Raw genomic sequence first — 15,885 nt, 5'->3', positions numbered from 1 at the left:
CGTGGAGCGGACCGGGCACGGCGGTGCCCGGTCCGTCCCGTCCTACGGACACCGGATGCAACGAGTGCGACAGGCCTCGGGTAGCGGGGCAAATAGGAAAATCGTCCGCTATGCCGCGTCGGCGTAGCAGTCGACGATGGACAGATCCAGCGGAAAACGCACCGGAGTGTCGCCGAACAGCAGCGCGGTGGCCCGCTCACCGCTGCGACCGACCACCTCCGCCACCGCCTCGGCCTGCGCCGCCGGACAGTGCACGACCACCTCGTCGTGCTGAAAGAAGACCAGCTCGGCATCGGTGCCGGCCAGCTCGGTGCGCAGCGTGGCCAGCAGCGTCGAGGCCCACTCAGCGGCGGTGGCCTGGATGACGAAATTGCGGGTGAAGCGCCCCCGGGACCGTGCCGCACGGGCCCGCGGACTCTGCGGGTCGGCCGCGCCGTCCGGGTCGACCGCCGCGCCATCCGGGTCAGCGAACGCGGCTGACCCGGGCGGGCAGGTGCGCCCCAGCCACGAGCGCACCAGCCCGCCCGCCTCACCCGTGCGCGCCGCCGCCTCGACGTAGCCGAACGCCGTCGGGTAGCTGCGCTTCAACACCGCCAGCGCGGGCACCGCCGCCCCGCCGGTCTGCCCGTACATCGCGCCGAGCAGGGCCACCTTGGCCCGGGCCCGATCACCGGAGAAGGCGTCCCGGGCCAGGGCGGCGTACAGGTCACCGGCCCCGCCCGCCGCCGCCAACCGGGCGTCGCCGGACACCGCCGCCAGCACCCGAGGCTCCAACTGGCCGGCGTCGGCGACCACCAGCCGCCGGCCCGGGTCGGCCACCACCGCCCGGCGAATCACCTTCGGGATCTGCAAGGCGCCACCGCCCCGGGTGGCCCAGCGGCCCGAGACCACCCCTCCAGGCACGTACTCCGGCTGGAACCGCCCGTCGCGAACCCACTGCTCGCGCCAGGACCAGCCGTGCGCCGTCCAGATCCGGTAGAGCTCCTTGTACTCCAGCACCAGCGGCACCGCCGGATGGTCCACCCCGCGCAGCACCCAGGCCCGGGTGTTGGGCAGCTCCACCCCGACCCGGGCGAACGCCTTCAGCAGCTCCGCCGGGGAGTCGGCGTGCAGCCGGCGAACACCGAGCGCGTCGGCGATCCGGGCGGCCAGCTCGGCCAGCCGACGCGGCGGCCCGCCGACCGGGGACGGCTCGCCCAGCAACTCGGCGAGGATGGCGTCGTGCACCTCGGCCCGCCACGGCAGCCCGGCGACGCCCATCTCCACCGCGATCAGCGCGCCGGCCGACTCGGCGGCCACCAGCAACCGGAACCGACCCGGATGCTCGGTGGTGGCGATCCGGGCGACCTGGTCGGCGTATACCCGGGTCAGGGCGTCGATCCCCGGGCCCGCCGGGCCGGGCAGCGCGTCGAAGAGCGCCCCCTGCCCGTGCCCGGGCGGCGCGACCGGGCGCGGCGGCGGGTCGGGTGGCACCGGAGCACCGCTGAGCCGGGCCCAGGCGGCGGCGAACGAGCGCGGCTCACCCCAGCGGCCGGCGTGGCCGAGCAGCAGCGCCTCGGTCAACTCCACGTCGTGGCAGCGCTCGACGCGCACCCCGGCTCTCAGCAACGCGGGATAGACCGCGCCGGCGGTCGGCCAGACCCAGCGCGGATGCTCGGCGACCTCCCGCGCGGCCACCGCGACGGCCAGGTCGGTGACGATCTCGGTCGGACCAGCGGGGCGGCCGGCGGCATCCAGCGAGCGCAGCTCTCCCCCACCCCGGTCGTCCGCCACCACCGCCACCAGCACAACCGCAATTCTCCCCCGCCCCCCTGACATGAAAGGAAGGGCACCTCGTTAACGCCTCAGGTAGAGGAGTGGCCCCTTCTTAACACGCGTGGCGGCAGCACACGCCCGCGCGTGGCTGGTCGGCGCGATCGGGTGGAGCTGTTAACAAGGGGCCCTTTCTCTGCACCAGGCGTTAATAAAGTGCCCTTCCTTACTCCCGCCGAAAACGGGTCGGTGGGGCGTTGGAGGGGTCGGTAGCGTGGCCGGGTGCCCCCGCAGATTCCGCATCCCGACCCTGGCACTCCCGATACCGGCGGTCCGATGCGGTACCTCTGGTGGCTGGTCCGCCGCCAGCCCTGGCGGGTGCTGCGCGGCAGTCTGCTCGGGACGGCCTGGATGATCGGGCTGTCGGTCCGGCCCTACCTGATCGCCCGCGCCGTCGACGACGGGCTGCGCGCCGGCGACACCCAGGCCCTGGCGCTCTGGGTGGTGGCGATCGTCGTCGCTGGTGTGGGGCTGTCGTACCTGGGCATCATGCGGCACCGCACGATGACCTTCATCCGGGAGGACGCGAAGGCCCGCTCGGCCGCCGTCGTACTGCGGCAGCTGTCCCGGATCGGCGCGGTGCTGCCGCGCCGGGTCGCCGCCGGCGAGGTCGCCACCATCGGCGGCTCCGACATCGACTGGACGGCGCAGGTGCTCACGCTGACCGGGCCGGGGGTCGGCGCGGTCGTCGCGTACGCGGTCATCGCCGTGGTGCTCTGGTCGATCTCCCCGATGCTCGCGCTCTGCATCCTGGTGGGAGTGCCCGCGGTCGGGCTGGTCGTCGGCCCGCTGCTACGCCGCCTGGAGCGGGCCGAATCGGTCTACCGGAAGCAGCAGGGCGCGCTCACCGCCCGATCCGGCGACATCGTGGCCGGGCTGCGGGTGCTCGCCGGGGTGGGTGGCCGGGACCTGTTCGCCCGACGGTACGCGGCCAGATCCCGCGACCTGCTCGCCGAGGGCTACCGGGTCGGCGCGGTCAACAGCTGGATCGACGCCGCGACCGTCGCCATCCCCGGGCTGTTCCTGGCGGTGGTGGTGTGGTTGACGGCCCGGATGGCGGTGACCGGTGACGTCACGATCGGTGAGCTGGTCGCCGTCTACGGCTACGTGGCGACCCTGATCGTGCCGGTCTGGTTCCTGCTCGAAGGCAGCCACCAACTGATCCGCGGCCGGGTCGCCGCCCGGCGGATCGTCGCCCTGCTCAAACTGGCCCCGGACGACGTCGGCGGCCCGCGCAGCGCACCGGATCGGCGGGGCGGGGTTCCCGACCGGCGCCGCCCGGACGTCGTAGCCGCGCCGGAGCACCCCGCGGACCTGCACGATCCGGTGACCGGGCTGACCGTCCCCAACGGGTGGCTGACCGGCGTGGCCGCCGACGATCCTTCGGCGGCGCTGGCCCTGGCCGACCGGCTCGGCCGGTACGTGCCCAGCGAGTCCACCTGGGGTGGCGTGCCGCTGACCGGGATCGCCCTGGACGAGGTCCGCGCACGCATCCTGGTCGCCGATCACGACTCGTATCTGTTCCCCGGCACGCTGCGGGACATCCTGCTCTCCCGGACCGAGTCCGACGACGCCCGGTGGGACGACGACGACCGGCCGAGAGCCGACGAGGACCGGATCACCGTGGCTCTGCGGGCCGCGTCGGCCGAGGACATCGTCGATGCGCTGCCAGCCGGGCTGGACACCGTGATCGACGCCCGGGCCCGTAGTCTCTCCGGCGGCCAGCGGCAACGGGTACGCCTGGCCCGGGCGCTGCTCGCCGAGCCGGAGGTGCTGATTCTCGTCGACCCGACGTCGGCGGTGGACGCGCACACCGAGGCGCGGATCGCCGAACGGCTACGTGTCGCGCGGGCCGGACGGACGACCGTCGTACTCGCCACCTCGCCGCTGCTGCTGAGCCGGACCGACCTGGTCGCCCACCTGCGTGCGGGCCGGATCGTCGCCACCGGAACCCACACCGACCTGCTCGACCAGGACCCCGGCTACCGGCACCTGGTGGCCCGGGACAGCGCCGATCCCGACCTCGATCGACCCGCCGACGCCGAGGGGGCCTATCCGTGAGCCGACTGCCGGTGGCGGACCGCAGGACCGTACGCCGGGCGCTGGAGGACCTGATCGGCCGGCACCGCCGAGCGGTCGGCGTCGTGCTGGCGCTGCACGGCGCCGCCGCGGTCGCCGGGCTCGCCCCGCCGTGGCTGCTGGGCACCATCGTTGACCGGGTCGCCGCGGGTGCGGACGTGGCCACCGTGGACCGGCTGGCGCTGGCGATCGGCGGATGCGTCCTGGTGAGCGCGTTGCTCTCCCGCTACGCGCAGTACGCCGGTCACCGGTTCGGGGAGCGGGCCGTCGCCGACCTGCGCGAGGAGTTCGTGAACAGGACGCTCGGGCTGCCCGTCTCGGTCGTCGAGCGGGCCGGTTCCGGGGACCTGGCCACCCGCAGCTCCGTGGACGTGTCGACGGTCGGCACCACGGTCCGGGACGTGGTGCCCACCATCGTCATCGCCGCGGTGCAGTTGGCGCTGCTGTTCGGGGCGGTCTTCCTGCTGCATCCGCTGCTCGGGCTGGCGGCGCTGGCCGGGCTGCCGTCGATCTGGGCGGTGACCCGGTGGTACCTGCGGCGAGCCAGTTCCGCGTACCTCGTCGAGGGTGCGGCGGCCGCGGAGCTGACCGAGACGCTGACCACCACCGCCGAGGGCGCCCGCACCGTCGAGGCGCTGCGGCTGGCCGACGACCGGATCCAGCACGGCACCACCCGCATCACCCGGCTGTGGCGGGCCCGGCGGGCAACCCTCGCGCTGCGCACCGTGTTCTTCAGCGTGGTGGAGGCGAGCTATCCGCTGCCGGTCGCCGTGGTCCTGCTCGTCGGCGGATATCTGCTCGCTGAGGACATGGTGTCGCTCGGCGCGGTGGTCGCCGCCGCGCTCTACCTCCAGCAGGCGATCGAGCCGCTGGACCGGCTGCTGCAGTGGACGGAGCAGGCGCAGCGCGGGTTCGCGTCGTTCGCCCGGGTGCTCGGCGTCGGCCTGGTCCCGCCGGAGCCGCCCGGCACGGTGGCCACCTCCCGGGGTGAGCGGCTCGTCGTGCGCGGGGCGCGGTTCTCGTACGCCGGGGGGCGCGACGTGCTGCACGGCATCGACCTGGAGGTACGGCCCGGGGAGCGACTGGCGGTCGTCGGCCCGTCGGGGGCCGGCAAGTCCACCCTGGCCCGGCTGCTGGCCGGGATCGACGCACCGCGCCGCGGCGTCGTCAGCATCGGTGGCTGCCCGGTGACCGACCTCGACCCGGCCGAGCGTCGTCGCCGGATCGCCCTGGTCACCCAGGAACACCACGTCTTCATCGGCTCGCTACGCGACAATCTCGCCTTCGCCGCCCCGGACGCGTCCGACGAGCAGATGCGCTCCGCACTGGTCACGGTGGGCGCCGACTGGTACGCCGACCTGCCCGACGGCCTGGACACCGCGCTCGGGGACGGGGCCCGGCAGCTCGGCGCGGCCGAGGCGCAGCAACTGGCGCTGGCCCGGTTGGTGCTCGCCGACCCGCACACGCTGATCCTGGACGAGGCGACCGCCGCGCTCGATCCGACGACCGCCCGGCGTACCGAGCGGGCCCTGGCCGCCGTGCTCGTCGGGCGGACCGTCATCGCCATCGCGCACCGGCTCAACACCGCCCACGACGCCGACCGGGTCGCCGTCCTGGTGGACGGCCGGATCACCGAGATCGGCAGCCACGACGACCTCGTGGCGGCTGACGGGGCGTACGCCGCTCTGTGGCACTCCTGGCATGCCCACGCTGACGAGCGCCCGAGATGAAAGGAAGGGCACCTTGTTAAAGGTGCCCTTCCTTACTTCACGGCGCCGGAGGTGAGGCCGGCCTGGATCTGGCGCTGGAAGATCGCGTACACGATGATCATCGGGAGGATGGCGATGGTCAGCGCGGCGAACAAGCCCGACCAGTCCGCCTCGTAGCCGGCGTTCACTGAGATGTCCGCGATGCCCTGGGTGAGCACCCACTTGTCCTTCGCGTTGCTGAGCAGCACCAGGGGAAGTTGGTACTGCGCCCACTGACCGATGATGTTGAAGATCGCGACGCTGATCAGGCCCGGCTTCGCCATCGGCATCATGACCTGGAAGAACAGCCGGGTGTGCCCACAGCCGTCGATCAACCCCGCCTCGGCCACCGACGACGGCAGCGTCTTGAAGAACGCGGCCAGGAAGAAGATCGTGAACGGCAGCGAGTACGCGATGTAGACCAGCACCACCCCGGTGTGGGTGTCCAGCAGGCCCAGGTTCTTCACCACGAAGAAGAGCGGCACCAGGGCCAGGAAGACCGGGAAGGCCAGTCCGGAGACGAAGAGGTAGTAGATCGCCCGGTTGCCCCAGAACTTGTATCGGGCCAGCACGTACGCCGCCATCGAGCCGAGCAGCATGGTGCCGAAGGTGCTGCATCCGACCACGATGACGCTGTTGATGAAGTACCGGCCGACGTGCGCGGTGGTCCAGGCCCGGCTGAAGTTCTCCCAGCGCAGCTCCGCGGGGAGCGTCCACGGGCTGCTGAAGATCTCGGTGGTGTTCTTGAACGCGGCGAGGAAGGTCCAGAGGATCGGCACGATCACGATCACCGCCCACACGGCGAGCGCGATGTGCCCCAGGCCGGCGAAGAGCCGCGCCTCCGAGTGGGGGCTCTTCCGCCCCCGCCCGCCGGAGGCACCCGGGTCGCCGGTCTTCGGCGGTAGCGCCGCCGGCGTCGGCGGCAGCGTCGACTGCGTCATCAGTACTCCACGCTTTCCCGCTTGGTGAGCCGCAGCGTCAGCGCCGCGAACGTGAGGGTCAGGAAGAAGAGCGCCACACCCATCGCGGAGGCGTAGCCGTACTTCGAGTAGACGAAGGCGTTGCGGTAGATCTCCATGGCCAGGACCGTCGTGGCGCCGTCCGGGCCGCCACCGTCCACCGAGAGCACCGCGACGATGGCGAACGCGTCGAACGCCGCGATGCCCAGGTAGACCCAGGCGACCTGGAGGGTGTCCCAGAGCAGCGGCAGGGTGACCCGGAAGAAGAGCGTCACCTTGGTCGCCCCGTCCATCTCGGCGGCCTCGTAGATCTCACCCGGGATGGAGGCCATCCCCGCCGAGAAGAGCACCACGTAGAAGCCGACCGCCTGCCAGACCAGCACCGCGATGATCGACCAGAGGGCCAGGTTCGGCCGGATCAGGAAGAGCACCGGATCGAAGCCGAGCTTCATCAGCACGCCGTTGATCAGACCGGACTCGTTGGGCCGGTAGACCATCTGGAACAGCACCGCGATGATGGCCACCGCCAGGACCTGGGGGAAGAAGAACACCACCCGGTAGAACTTCGCCCCCCAGACCCCCTGGCGTTGCCCGCCGCTGCTCTTGCCGCCCACGTTGAGCAGGAACGAGAAGAACAGGGCGATGGCGATGGTGATCAGCGGCAGGGCAAGCAGCAGTACGCCGTGGTGCTGGACCGCCTTCCAGAAGCTGCCGTCGTCGAACAGCCTCCGGTAGTTGTCGAAGCCCACCCACTGCGGGGCCGACAGCCCCCGCCAGTTGGTCATCGAGATCTGGAACGCCTGCGCGTACGGCGCGATGACGAAGACCACGTACAGCGTGACCGGGGCGAACAGGAACCCGATCACGAACGGATACTTGCCGTGCCGCATGACCCCTACGCTCCGATCAGCGCTTGAACTTGGTGACGGAGGAATCCTTCTTGATCGCGTCGGCGCGCTTCTGGATCCGCTCCACGAACGCGTCCGCCTTGATCCGACCGAACATCAGCTCGTTGGTGGCGGTCCGCGCCTCCGTGTCGAGCTCCTTGTACCAGTTGTCGAAGAGCATGTTGAACACGTCCTTGCCGGCTGCCTTCAGCGCGGCCTGAGCGCTGGCCACACCCGGCGGGAACTGGAAGCCCTCGCTGCCGGCCGGCACGACCGTGGCCGCACCGACGGTCTCGGTGAAGCCCCGGGCGCCCGCCTTGGAGAGCATCTGGCGCATGTACTCCATGCCACCACGCGGGTTCTTGCTCTTGGACGAGACGAAGTATCCCTCGCCACCGGCCGCCCGGATAGCGGCCGCCGGCAGCTTGTCCGACGCCGTGAGGCTGGGCACCGGCATGAGCTGGTAGGTGAAGCCCGCCGGCGTGTCCTTCTTCTGCTCGTTCTCCAGCCAGTCGCCGGACGGGTAGAAGGCGACCTTGCCCTGGTTCTGCCGCAGCTGCACGTCGGTGTGCTTGAGCCCCTCGAAGCTCTTGTCCGAGTACTTCGCGCCGATCTCGGCCCACGCCTCCGCGGCCTGCTTGACAGCGTCCTGCTTCCAGGCGCCGTCCTCCAGGTTGTCGATGTTCTTCAGAACGTCGGTGCCGCCGATCTTCGCGGCCTGGGTGAGGATCACGTTCCACTGGTAGTAGGCCGCGTTCGCCCCGGCGTAGCCGTACGGGGTGATGCCCTTGGCCTTGATCTGCTCGCAGAGCGCCTTGAACTGCTCCCAGTTGGTGGGCGCGGTCCAACCGTTGTCCTTGAAGAGCTTGCCCGAGTACCAGATCCCGTAGACCGTCGAGACGTAGTACAGGACGAACGGCTTGCGCCCCCCGTCGGCGGTGTTGAACATGCCCTGCTCGACAACGCCCGGGATGACGGTGTCGCGGACCTTCTTGCTCGGGTCGTCGACCGAAGGCGCGTCCCACAGCTCGGTGAGGTCCTGCAGCTGGCCGTCGTTGACGAGCGCACCGAAGTCGAGGAACTTCTCGCCCGAGTTGTTGACGAACTCCGGCGGGTTGCCGCCGGCGAACCGCGGCTGCAGCACCGTGGAGACCGCCTGGGTCGCCTGGTGCTTCACCTCGGACTTGGGGAACGCCTTCTTGTAGAGCGGCTCGTGCACGTCGGTGGCGTACTTCTCGCCGTAACCGCCGTTGAAGATGACCACCTCGATCGGGGCGTCCTCCTTGGCGCCCAGCGGGTTGGCCGCGCTCTTCGTGCCGCCGGAGACCTGCTCGTTCTTCTCGTCACCGCTGCTGGTGGCGCAGGCGCTGAGCAGGCCGATGGCCGGCGTGGCGAGCATGCCCACGGCGGCGGCGCGACGCAGCACCGTGCGGCGGTCGAGTTCGGCCGGGTGCTCGGGGGTAATCGACATCGTCGTCTCTCCTTGTGGAATTCGGGTCAGGCGGTGCGCCGGAGACGCCCGGCGTACCGCGACTCGAGGGCGATGTTGTGCTCGTCCCCGCCGGGGACGTTGGCCGAGAGGTAGATAGGGGGCACCTCTCCGGCCTGATGGAACCGTCGTACGACCTCCGCGGTCAGCAGCTGCGCCAGCAGCGCAGTGGTGACCGAGGAGACCGCACAGACCGCGCCGCCGCCCTCGAGCGGCAGCAGTGCATCACCGTACGGCGCGCCGTTGTCCAGCACGACGTCGGCGAGGTCGGCGAGCCGTCGACCGGACGGGTGCCGCGGGGCGACCCGTGCAGTGTGCTCGACCGAGGTGACCGCGATCAACGGATGACCGCGCTCGGTGACCAGCGCCGCCAGCTCGACCACCGAGCCGTTGATGCCGGATTGGGACGCCACCACGAACACGTCGCGCGGCTGGGGCGCCGCGAGCGCGTAGATCTGGTGGGCGATGGAGGGGTCGCGTTCCAGCTTGGGGTCGGCGAGCACGTCCGGCGGGGCGTCGCCGTGCACCACCAGGTCACGCACCGAAAGCCGGTTGGTGGGGACCAACCCGCCGGCCCGGGCGACCAGTTCGGCGGCGAACGCCTCGGAGTGCCCGGCGCCGAACGCCTGGAGCACACCGCCGGCGCGCAGGCTCCCGGCGATCAGGTCGGCGGCCCGGGTGATGCCGTCGGCCTCGGTGTCGAGCAGCCGGTCGAGCACCGGGCGGACCGCGTCCGCGTACCCCTGGGCGCTGATCATGCGAGGGCTCCCTTCGCGGCCTTGTGCCCGTCGACGGCCTGCGCGGTACGCCGGAAGGCCGCGTGGGCGCGGTCGTGGGTGCGCTGGGCGACGGCGATGTAGAGCAGGTCGAGCACCACCAGCTGGGGGTGGCGGGCAGAGAGCGCGTCCGGCCGGAAGGTGGTCGCCTGGCTGGCGGTGAGCAGCACGATGTCGGCCAGCTCGGCCAAAGGTGAGCGGGGGAAGCCGGTGAGGGCGATCGTGGTGGCGCCCCGGCTGCCCGCCTCGGCGAGCATCTCGATCGTCTCCCGGGTCTGGCCGGTGTGCGAGATGCCCAGCGCCACGTCTCCGGTACGCAGCAGCGCGGCGCTGGCCAGCCCCTCGTGCACGTCGTTCCAGGCCCACGCGGCCACCCCGATGCGGTGCAGGCTGAACTGCATCTCCTCGCCGACCAGCGCGCTGCCGCTGGCGCCGAAGATGTTCACCCTGCTGGCACCGGCGATCGCCACCGCGGCCCGCTCCACCTCGGCGAGGTCGAGCAGCGCGGCGGTGTCGTGCATGGCCCGGGTGTCGGCGGCCATGATCTGGTCGAGCACCCGGGCCAGCGGGTCGCTGGGCTGGATCTCCCGACCGATGTCGACGGTCCAGCCGGCCGAGCGTGCCCGGCCGGTCTCGGAGGCGATGCCCAGCCGCAGGTCGGCGTAGCCCTCGAAGCCCATCGCCCGGCAGAAACGGGTGATGGTCGCCGGGGACGTCCCGCTGCGCTCGGCCAGCTCCACTATGGTGGATCGGGCGGCGGCCTCCGGGTCGCTCAGCACGTGCTCGGCGACCCGGCGCAGCGCACCGGTCAGCTCACCGAGCCCGTTGCGGACCCGGGCCAGCACCCCGTCGGAGGCGGACCCGAGCGCGCCCCGCCGGTCGAACGCGTCGGCGTCGACCACCGCGGTCCCCGCGGAGGTGTCCACCTCGTGATCAACCATGCGACGCCTGACCTTTCCGAAAAGCTTGTTAACTGTTAGTGGTAAAATTTCTTACTGAACGCCCCTCCATGTCAAGACTGTGGGCGAAGTTTTCAAACTGTTACCTGGCGCACAGCCCGCCGCGCCGGCCACATCTTGCTCCGCGCGACGGCGCCGCCCAGCATGAACAGGCCCGATCGCCGCGCAGCGCAAGGAGGCCGTGCCGATGTCCGACACCGTCGTGGTTGGTCTCGACGTCGGGGGTACGTCCACCCGGGCGACCGCCCTGACCCTCACCGGCGAGCGCCTCGGCACCGGCCGTGCCGGCGGTGGCAACCCCACCAGCCACGGCGCCGAACGGGCCGCCGCAGAACTGCTGAGGGCCCTGCGCGGTGCGCTCGCCAACGTCGACCCGACCCGGGTGGCGGCCGGCACCATCGGGCTGGCCGGGGCGGCCCGGCTGCTCGCCGACCCGGCCGGCCGGGCCGCCTTCGACCGGGCCTGGCGGGACGCCGGGCTGCGCTGCCCGTACGCCGTGCACGGCGACGCCCTGGTGGCCTACGCCTCCGGCACCGCCGCCCCGGACGGCACGGTGCTCATCGCCGGCACCGGGGCGATCACGGCGCAGGTCCGCGACCTGCGGCTGGACCGGGTCGCCGACGGACACGGCTGGCTGCTCGGCGACGCCGGGTCCGGCTTCTGGCTGGGCCGCGAGTCGGTCCGCCGGCTGCTCGCCGACCTGGACGCCGGCCGCACCCCCGGTGCGCTGGCCACGGCGGTGCTCACCGAACTGATGGGCAGCGCCGAGATCGCCGCCCGCCCACGGGACACCGTGGACGCCACGATCCAGACGGTGACCCGCCGCCCCCCGATCGAGCTGGCCCGGCTGGCGCCGCTGGTCGTCACCGCCGCTGCCGACGGCGAACCGGTCGCCACCGCGCTGGTCGCCGAGGCCGCCGCGCACCTGGTCGACAGCGTGGGCCGGATCCGCCCGGCCGGGGCGGTCACACCGGTCGTGCTCGGCGGCGGGCTGCTCACCGGGGACACCCCGCTGGCCGCCGCCGTCCGGGCCGAGGTCGGCCGGCACTGGCCGGCCGCGCCGCTGCGTACCGCCGGCGACGGGGCCGCCGCCGCGGCCTGGCTCGCCGCCCGCGAACTGCCCGAGGTCACCGACCCGACGGCCCTGCACGCCCGCCTCTTCCCCACCACGCCCTGACCCCGCCCTTCACCGCGCCCCCTTCACCGCGCCCCGCCGCGGCACCCGCCGCCGCGAGGCGCCGCTGGCGCCGCGCATGATCGCGCTCGAACCAGGATGTATGCCCCTCCCGCCGCAAGGAGGGGACTCTTTCCAGGATCGAGCACGATCATGGGGTTGCAAGACGCGACGCCGTGGCAGCGCGCGGCGCGAAGGCGCGGTGCGCTAGGACTCGATGGCGCCGAGGACCCTGGTCAGGCGGCGCCAGACGTGCGAGCGCCAGCCGCCGTCGAGCAGGGCATAGGTGCGCTGTTGGAGCGGGTCGTCCGGGTCGAAGCCGGAGTGTTCCAGGAAGAGCCGGGTGCCCCGGCCCTCGGCGGCGAGGGTCCAGGTCACCACCGTGTCCAGCGATCCGCCCCGCCAGGACCAGCGCAGCAGGCGTTGCGGGTCCAGGTCGAGCACCTCGCAGCGCACGATGCCGTCGAATCCGGGGCGCGGGTCGGTGCGGAAGGTGAACCGGTGGCCGACGACCGGCACGAAGTCGGTCTGCATCAGCCAGCGCGCGATGAGATCAGGATCGGTCAGCGCCCGCCAGACCTTTGCTGGCGGGTGGGGCAGGAACTGATCCACCCGGATGGTGCCGCGCTCACTCATCGTCGAGCTCGTCCAGGACGTCGCGCAGCGCACCGAGTCGACCGCGCCAGTACGCCTCGTACGGGCTGAGCCAGTCGGCGACCTCGCGCAACGGCTCCGGCCGCAGTGCGTACAGCCGCTGCCGGCCGACCGGCCGCTCGACCACGAGGCCGGCCTCCTTGAGCACCTTGAGGTGCTCGGACAGGCTCGGCCGACGCATGTCGAAGTGGTCCGCGAGTCGCTGCACCGGCTGCTGGCCGCCGTCGCGCAGTAGCCGCAGCAGCTCGCGGCGGGTCGGGTTAGCCAGCGCCGCGAAGACGTCCGACTCAGACACGGGTCGCCTGGAGGACGATGCCGTTGCCGTCCGGGTCGTCGAAGGTGGCGTACCGGCCCCAGGGGGCGGACCGGATGCCCCCGTCGGCGAAGTCCACCCCTCGTTCCCGGAGTCGGGCGACGTCCGCGTCCAGGTCGTCGGTCTCCAGCACCAGGCCCTTGAGCGACCCGGGCGCCATGGTCGGGAACCAGGTGACCAGGGTGAGGGCGGTGGCGGCGCCGGGGGGCGCGACCTGCACCCAGCGCCCGCCGTCGGGGCCCATCGGGTTGTCCCAGATCAGGTCGAACCCGAGAACGTCGACGTAGAAGTCGCGGGCCCGGTCCTGGTCGGCGACCGGTACGGAGACGAGTTGCACGTGGGTCACGGTCATGCCGACCACAATAGGTAGGAGATTTCCTACCGGTCAAGCCGGACCAGAACGGCGCGACCTACTTGAGCTGGCCCGCGGTCAGCCCGGTCTGCACCTGCCGCTGGAAGCCCACGTACACGGCCAGCACCGGCAGCACGGCGATGCTCAGCCCGGCGAAGAGCCGGGCGTAGTCGCCGGCGTAGCCCTGGCTGACCGAGAGGGCGAACAGCCCCTGGGCGAGCACCCACTTGGACTCGTCGCCCTGCATCAACACCTGCGGTAACAGGAACTGGTTCCAGTGGCTGAGGAAGTTGAAGATCGCCACACTGATCAGTCCCGGACGCGCCATCGGCAGCATCACCCGAAAGAACAGCCGGAAGTGACCGCAGCCGTCGACCATCGCGGCCTCGGCCACCGAGGTCGGCAGGGTCCGGAAGAACGCGGTCAGGAAGAACACCGTGAATGGCAGCGAGTAGGCCGAGTACACCAGGATCAACCCGGTCCAGGTGCCGAAGAGGCCGGCGTTGCGGACCACGAAGAAGAGCGGCACCAGGGCGAGGAACACCGGGAACATCAGGCCGCCGACGAAGAGGTAGTAGGCGAACTGCCGGCCGCGGAACTCGTACCGGGCGAAGACGTAGGCGGCGGTGGATCCCATCAGCATGGTGAGGCTGACCGAGCCGGCCACCACGACCATGCTGTTGAGGAAGTACCGCCGATGTGCGCGCCGGTCCAGGCCCGCTCCCAGTTGTCCCAGTGCAGCGCCCCGGGCAGCCCCCACGGGTCGGCCAGGATCTCGCCGTTGGTCTTGAACGAGCTGATGAACATCCACAGCAGCGGCAGAACGGTGAGCAGGCCCCAGAGCAGCAGGAAACCGTGCGAGAAGACGTTGGCCACGCCGAGTTCCCGGCGCAGGGGGCGGTCCCGACCGGCGACCGGCGTCGGTGAGGTGGCGGCGGGGGCGGGCTTGTCCAGTGTGGTCACGAGAACTCGATCCGTTCGCGCCGGCCGACCCGCAGCGACAGCACCGCCACCGAGAGGGTCAGGAAGAACATCACCACGCCGATGGCCGAGGCATAGCCGAATTTGGTCTCGCTGCCGAAGGCGGTGTCGTACATCCGTACGCCGATCACGTCCGTGGAGAAGTTCGGCCCGCCGTTGGTCATCAGCTGCACGAGGATGAACCCGTCCAGGGCGAAGATGGCCAGGTAGACCCAGGCGACCTGGACGGTGTCCCAGAGCAGCGGCAGCGTGACCCGGCGCAGCGTGGTGAACCGGGACGCGCCGTCGAGCAGCACCGCCTCGTAGATCTCCTTCGGCACCGCCGACATCGCCGCGCCGAACAGCACCACGTAGAAACCGACGTTGCTCCAGACCATGCACCGCCAGCACACACCAGAAGGCGGTCGCCGGTCGCCGAGCCAGGTCGGCGCGGGTAGGCCGAGGGCGTGCAGGGCGCTGGTGAGCAGGCCCTGGTTCGGGTGGTAGACCTCCTTCCAGAGCAGCGCGATGATCACCACGGAGAGCACCTGCGGGAAGAAGTACACCGTGCGGTAGAGCGCGCCGCCGCGTACCCCGGTCACCCCGGCGCGGCCCTTGCGCCCGCCCATGGCGAGCATGGTGGCGAAGAAGAGCCCGAGCACGATGGTCAGCACGGGCACCAGGGCCAGCAGGACCGCGTTGTTCTGCAACGCGTTCCAGACGTACCCGTCGTGCCACAGGGCCTTGAAGTTCGCCAGGCCCACCGAGTTGGCGTCGGCCGAGTAGCCGAGCCAGTCGGTGGTGGAGATCTGGAAACGCCTGCAGGTACGGCGACACGACGAAGACGACGTACAGCAGCACCGGCGGCACCAGGAAGGTGACGATCAGCGGCCACTTGCCATGTCTCACGATGAGGACCTACTTCCCGTGGTGCGGCCGGTGGGGACGGTCCGCCCCCACCGGCCGGGGTGTCACGCAGCCCCGCTTGTACTTCTTGACCGAGGTGTCCTGGGCGATCGAGTCGGCGCCCTTCTGGCACTGGTCGAGGAAGTCCGCCGGGCCGATCCGCCCGCTGAAGAACTCGCCACACGCGGCGTCGACGAGGTTGCGCTCCAGCTTGCGGTAGTAGTTGTTGTACACCCCAGTTGAACCCGTTGGCCGGACGCGTCGAGGGCCTTGACCACGCTGGTCAGCCCGTACGGCAACTCGACGCCCTCGGTCGCGCCAGCGACCACGGTGAGGCTGGCGACCTTCCGGGTGAAGTCCTGGGCGCCCTTCTTCGACAGCATCGTGCGGAAGTACTCCAAGCCGCCGGCGACGTTGCGGGCCTTGGCCGGCACCATGAACGGCTCACCGGCGGTGCCCCGGATCGCCTCGAACGGCAGCTTGTCGCCGCTGCCCAGGCTCGGCGTCGGCGCGATGGTCATGTTGAACCCGGCCGGGGTGACGTCCTTCTGCTCGCTCTCCAGCCAGGAACCGCAGGAGATGAAGGCGGCCTTGCCCTGGCACCAGGCCGTCTGCGACTGCTTGTGGTCCAGGCCGGGCGAGCCCTCCAGGATGTACTTGTCCTTGACGATCTGGTGCCACGCGTCGGCGGCGGCCTTCATCGCGTCGGACTTCCAGGCGTTCGGCTCCAGGTTGTCGAGCGCGAGGGCCACCGACGGGCCACCGAACTTGATCGCGGTGGAGATCAGCGGCCAGCTCATGTAGCGCGGGTGGATGC

13 protein-coding genes and 2 pseudogenes are annotated in these 15,885 nt (G+C 71.4%); 3 read left to right on the top strand and 12 right to left on the bottom strand.

Annotated features, from left to right (window positions below; genetic code table 11):
* Positions 1 to 108 precede the first annotated feature (108 nt).
* A complete protein-coding gene (locus tag BUS84_RS00075) occupies positions 109 to 1,818 on the bottom strand; it encodes a bifunctional 3'-5' exonuclease/DNA polymerase (RefSeq protein WP_074307682.1) in 1,710 nt (569 codons plus the stop codon).
* Between the two features lie 270 nt (positions 1,819 to 2,088).
* Here BUS84_RS00075 and BUS84_RS00070 point away from each other — a divergent pair, with 270 nt between their 5' ends.
* Positions 2,089 to 3,873: an ABC transporter transmembrane domain-containing protein gene (locus BUS84_RS00070; protein ID WP_244298282.1), complete on the top strand. Its 1,785-nt coding sequence runs from the start codon at positions 2,089 to 2,091 to the stop codon at positions 3,871 to 3,873.
* Positions 3,870 to 5,621 carry an ABC transporter ATP-binding protein gene (locus BUS84_RS00065; RefSeq protein ID WP_074307679.1) on the top strand — a complete coding sequence of 584 codons (1,752 nt, stop codon included), beginning with the start codon at positions 3,870 to 3,872 and terminating at the stop codon, positions 5,619 to 5,621. The genes BUS84_RS00070 and BUS84_RS00065 overlap by 4 nt, the downstream gene beginning before the upstream one ends.
* 32 nt (positions 5,622 to 5,653) lie before the next feature.
* Here BUS84_RS00065 and BUS84_RS00060 read toward each other — a convergent pair whose 3' ends face one another.
* From BUS84_RS00060 to BUS84_RS00040, 5 genes are read right to left on the bottom strand one after another with little or no spacing between them, the layout of a single operon-like run.
* The gene (locus BUS84_RS00060; RefSeq protein WP_074307677.1) at positions 5,654 to 6,580 is read right to left on the bottom strand and encodes a carbohydrate ABC transporter permease; all 927 of its coding nucleotides are present in this window, start codon (positions 6,578 to 6,580) and stop codon (positions 5,654 to 5,656) included.
* Positions 6,580 to 7,488, bottom strand: coding sequence for a carbohydrate ABC transporter permease (locus BUS84_RS00055; RefSeq protein ID WP_074307675.1), 909 nt, complete (start codon positions 7,486 to 7,488; stop codon positions 6,580 to 6,582). The genes BUS84_RS00060 and BUS84_RS00055 overlap by 1 nt, the downstream gene beginning before the upstream one ends.
* A 16-nt stretch (positions 7,489 to 7,504) precedes the next feature.
* Positions 7,505 to 8,956, bottom strand: coding sequence for an N-acetylglucosamine/diacetylchitobiose ABC transporter substrate-binding protein (gene ngcE, locus BUS84_RS00050; RefSeq protein WP_074307673.1), 1,452 nt, complete (start codon positions 8,954 to 8,956; stop codon positions 7,505 to 7,507).
* Positions 8,957 to 8,982: 26 nt separating this feature from the next.
* The gene (locus BUS84_RS00045; RefSeq protein WP_074307667.1) at positions 8,983 to 9,732 is read right to left on the bottom strand and encodes a sugar isomerase domain-containing protein; all 750 of its coding nucleotides are present in this window, start codon (positions 9,730 to 9,732) and stop codon (positions 8,983 to 8,985) included.
* The gene (locus BUS84_RS00040; protein WP_074307666.1) at positions 9,729 to 10,691 is read right to left on the bottom strand and encodes a MurR/RpiR family transcriptional regulator; all 963 of its coding nucleotides are present in this window, start codon (positions 10,689 to 10,691) and stop codon (positions 9,729 to 9,731) included. Before BUS84_RS00040 ends, BUS84_RS00045 begins: the two co-directional genes overlap by 4 nt.
* 205 nt (positions 10,692 to 10,896) lie before the next feature.
* On the opposite strand from BUS84_RS00040, the gene BUS84_RS00035 reads away from it, so the two are divergent.
* On the top strand, positions 10,897 to 11,886 hold the full coding sequence (locus BUS84_RS00035; RefSeq protein ID WP_074307664.1) for an N-acetylglucosamine kinase: 990 nt from the start codon (positions 10,897 to 10,899) through the stop codon (positions 11,884 to 11,886).
* Positions 11,887 to 12,090: 204 nt separating this feature from the next.
* On the opposite strand, the gene BUS84_RS00030 is transcribed toward BUS84_RS00035, so the two are convergent.
* From BUS84_RS00030 to BUS84_RS00005, 6 genes and pseudogenes are all read right to left on the bottom strand, one after another.
* Positions 12,091 to 12,519 carry an SRPBCC family protein gene (locus BUS84_RS00030; RefSeq protein WP_074307663.1) on the bottom strand — a complete coding sequence of 143 codons (429 nt, stop codon included), beginning with the start codon at positions 12,517 to 12,519 and terminating at the stop codon, positions 12,091 to 12,093.
* Positions 12,512 to 12,832 carry an ArsR/SmtB family transcription factor gene (locus tag BUS84_RS00025; protein ID WP_074307661.1) on the bottom strand — a complete coding sequence of 107 codons (321 nt, stop codon included), beginning with the start codon at positions 12,830 to 12,832 and terminating at the stop codon, positions 12,512 to 12,514. Before BUS84_RS00025 ends, BUS84_RS00030 begins: the two co-directional genes overlap by 8 nt.
* Positions 12,825 to 13,202: a glyoxalase superfamily protein gene (locus BUS84_RS00020; protein ID WP_074307660.1), complete on the bottom strand. Its 378-nt coding sequence runs from the start codon at positions 13,200 to 13,202 to the stop codon at positions 12,825 to 12,827. The genes BUS84_RS00025 and BUS84_RS00020 overlap by 8 nt, the downstream gene beginning before the upstream one ends.
* 58 nt (positions 13,203 to 13,260) lie before the next feature.
* Positions 13,261 to 14,009 (bottom strand): annotated as a pseudogene (locus tag BUS84_RS00015) (carbohydrate ABC transporter permease).
* A 152-nt stretch (positions 14,010 to 14,161) separates the two neighbouring features.
* Positions 14,162 to 14,926: a carbohydrate ABC transporter permease gene (locus BUS84_RS00010; RefSeq protein WP_244298281.1), complete on the bottom strand. Its 765-nt coding sequence runs from the start codon at positions 14,924 to 14,926 to the stop codon at positions 14,162 to 14,164.
* 207 nt (positions 14,927 to 15,133) lie between these two features.
* Positions 15,134 to 15,885 (bottom strand): annotated as a pseudogene (locus BUS84_RS00005) (hypothetical protein); the annotation flags it as partial.

Source organism: Micromonospora cremea, from assembly GCF_900143515.1.
GTDB lineage: Bacteria > Actinomycetota > Actinomycetes > Mycobacteriales > Micromonosporaceae > Micromonospora > Micromonospora cremea.
Note: the sequence above shows the minus strand (reverse complement) of the source record. Positions and strands in the feature narration are given on the sequence as shown.

Coding starts and splice junctions, on each gene's coding strand:
- BUS84_RS00045 (WP_074307667.1), bottom strand. CDS start 9,732: ATGATCAGCGCCCAGGGGTACGCGGACGCGGTCCGCCCGGTGCTCGAC.
- BUS84_RS00070 (WP_244298282.1), top strand. CDS start 2,089: ATGCGGTACCTCTGGTGGCTGGTCCGCCGCCAGCCCTGGCGGGTGCTG.
- BUS84_RS00040 (WP_074307666.1), bottom strand. CDS start 10,691: ATGGTTGATCACGAGGTGGACACCTCCGCGGGGACCGCGGTGGTCGAC.
- BUS84_RS00030 (WP_074307663.1), bottom strand. CDS start 12,519: ATGAGTGAGCGCGGCACCATCCGGGTGGATCAGTTCCTGCCCCACCCG.
- BUS84_RS00020 (WP_074307660.1), bottom strand. CDS start 13,202: ATGACCGTGACCCACGTGCAACTCGTCTCCGTACCGGTCGCCGACCAG.
- ngcE (WP_074307673.1), bottom strand. CDS start 8,956: ATGTCGATTACCCCCGAGCACCCGGCCGAACTCGACCGCCGCACGGTG.
- BUS84_RS00060 (WP_074307677.1), bottom strand. CDS start 6,580: ATGACGCAGTCGACGCTGCCGCCGACGCCGGCGGCGCTACCGCCGAAG.
- BUS84_RS00035 (WP_074307664.1), top strand. CDS start 10,897: ATGTCCGACACCGTCGTGGTTGGTCTCGACGTCGGGGGTACGTCCACC.
- BUS84_RS00075 (WP_074307682.1), bottom strand. CDS start 1,818: ATGTCAGGGGGGCGGGGGAGAATTGCGGTTGTGCTGGTGGCGGTGGTG.
- BUS84_RS00055 (WP_074307675.1), bottom strand. CDS start 7,488: ATGCGGCACGGCAAGTATCCGTTCGTGATCGGGTTCCTGTTCGCCCCG.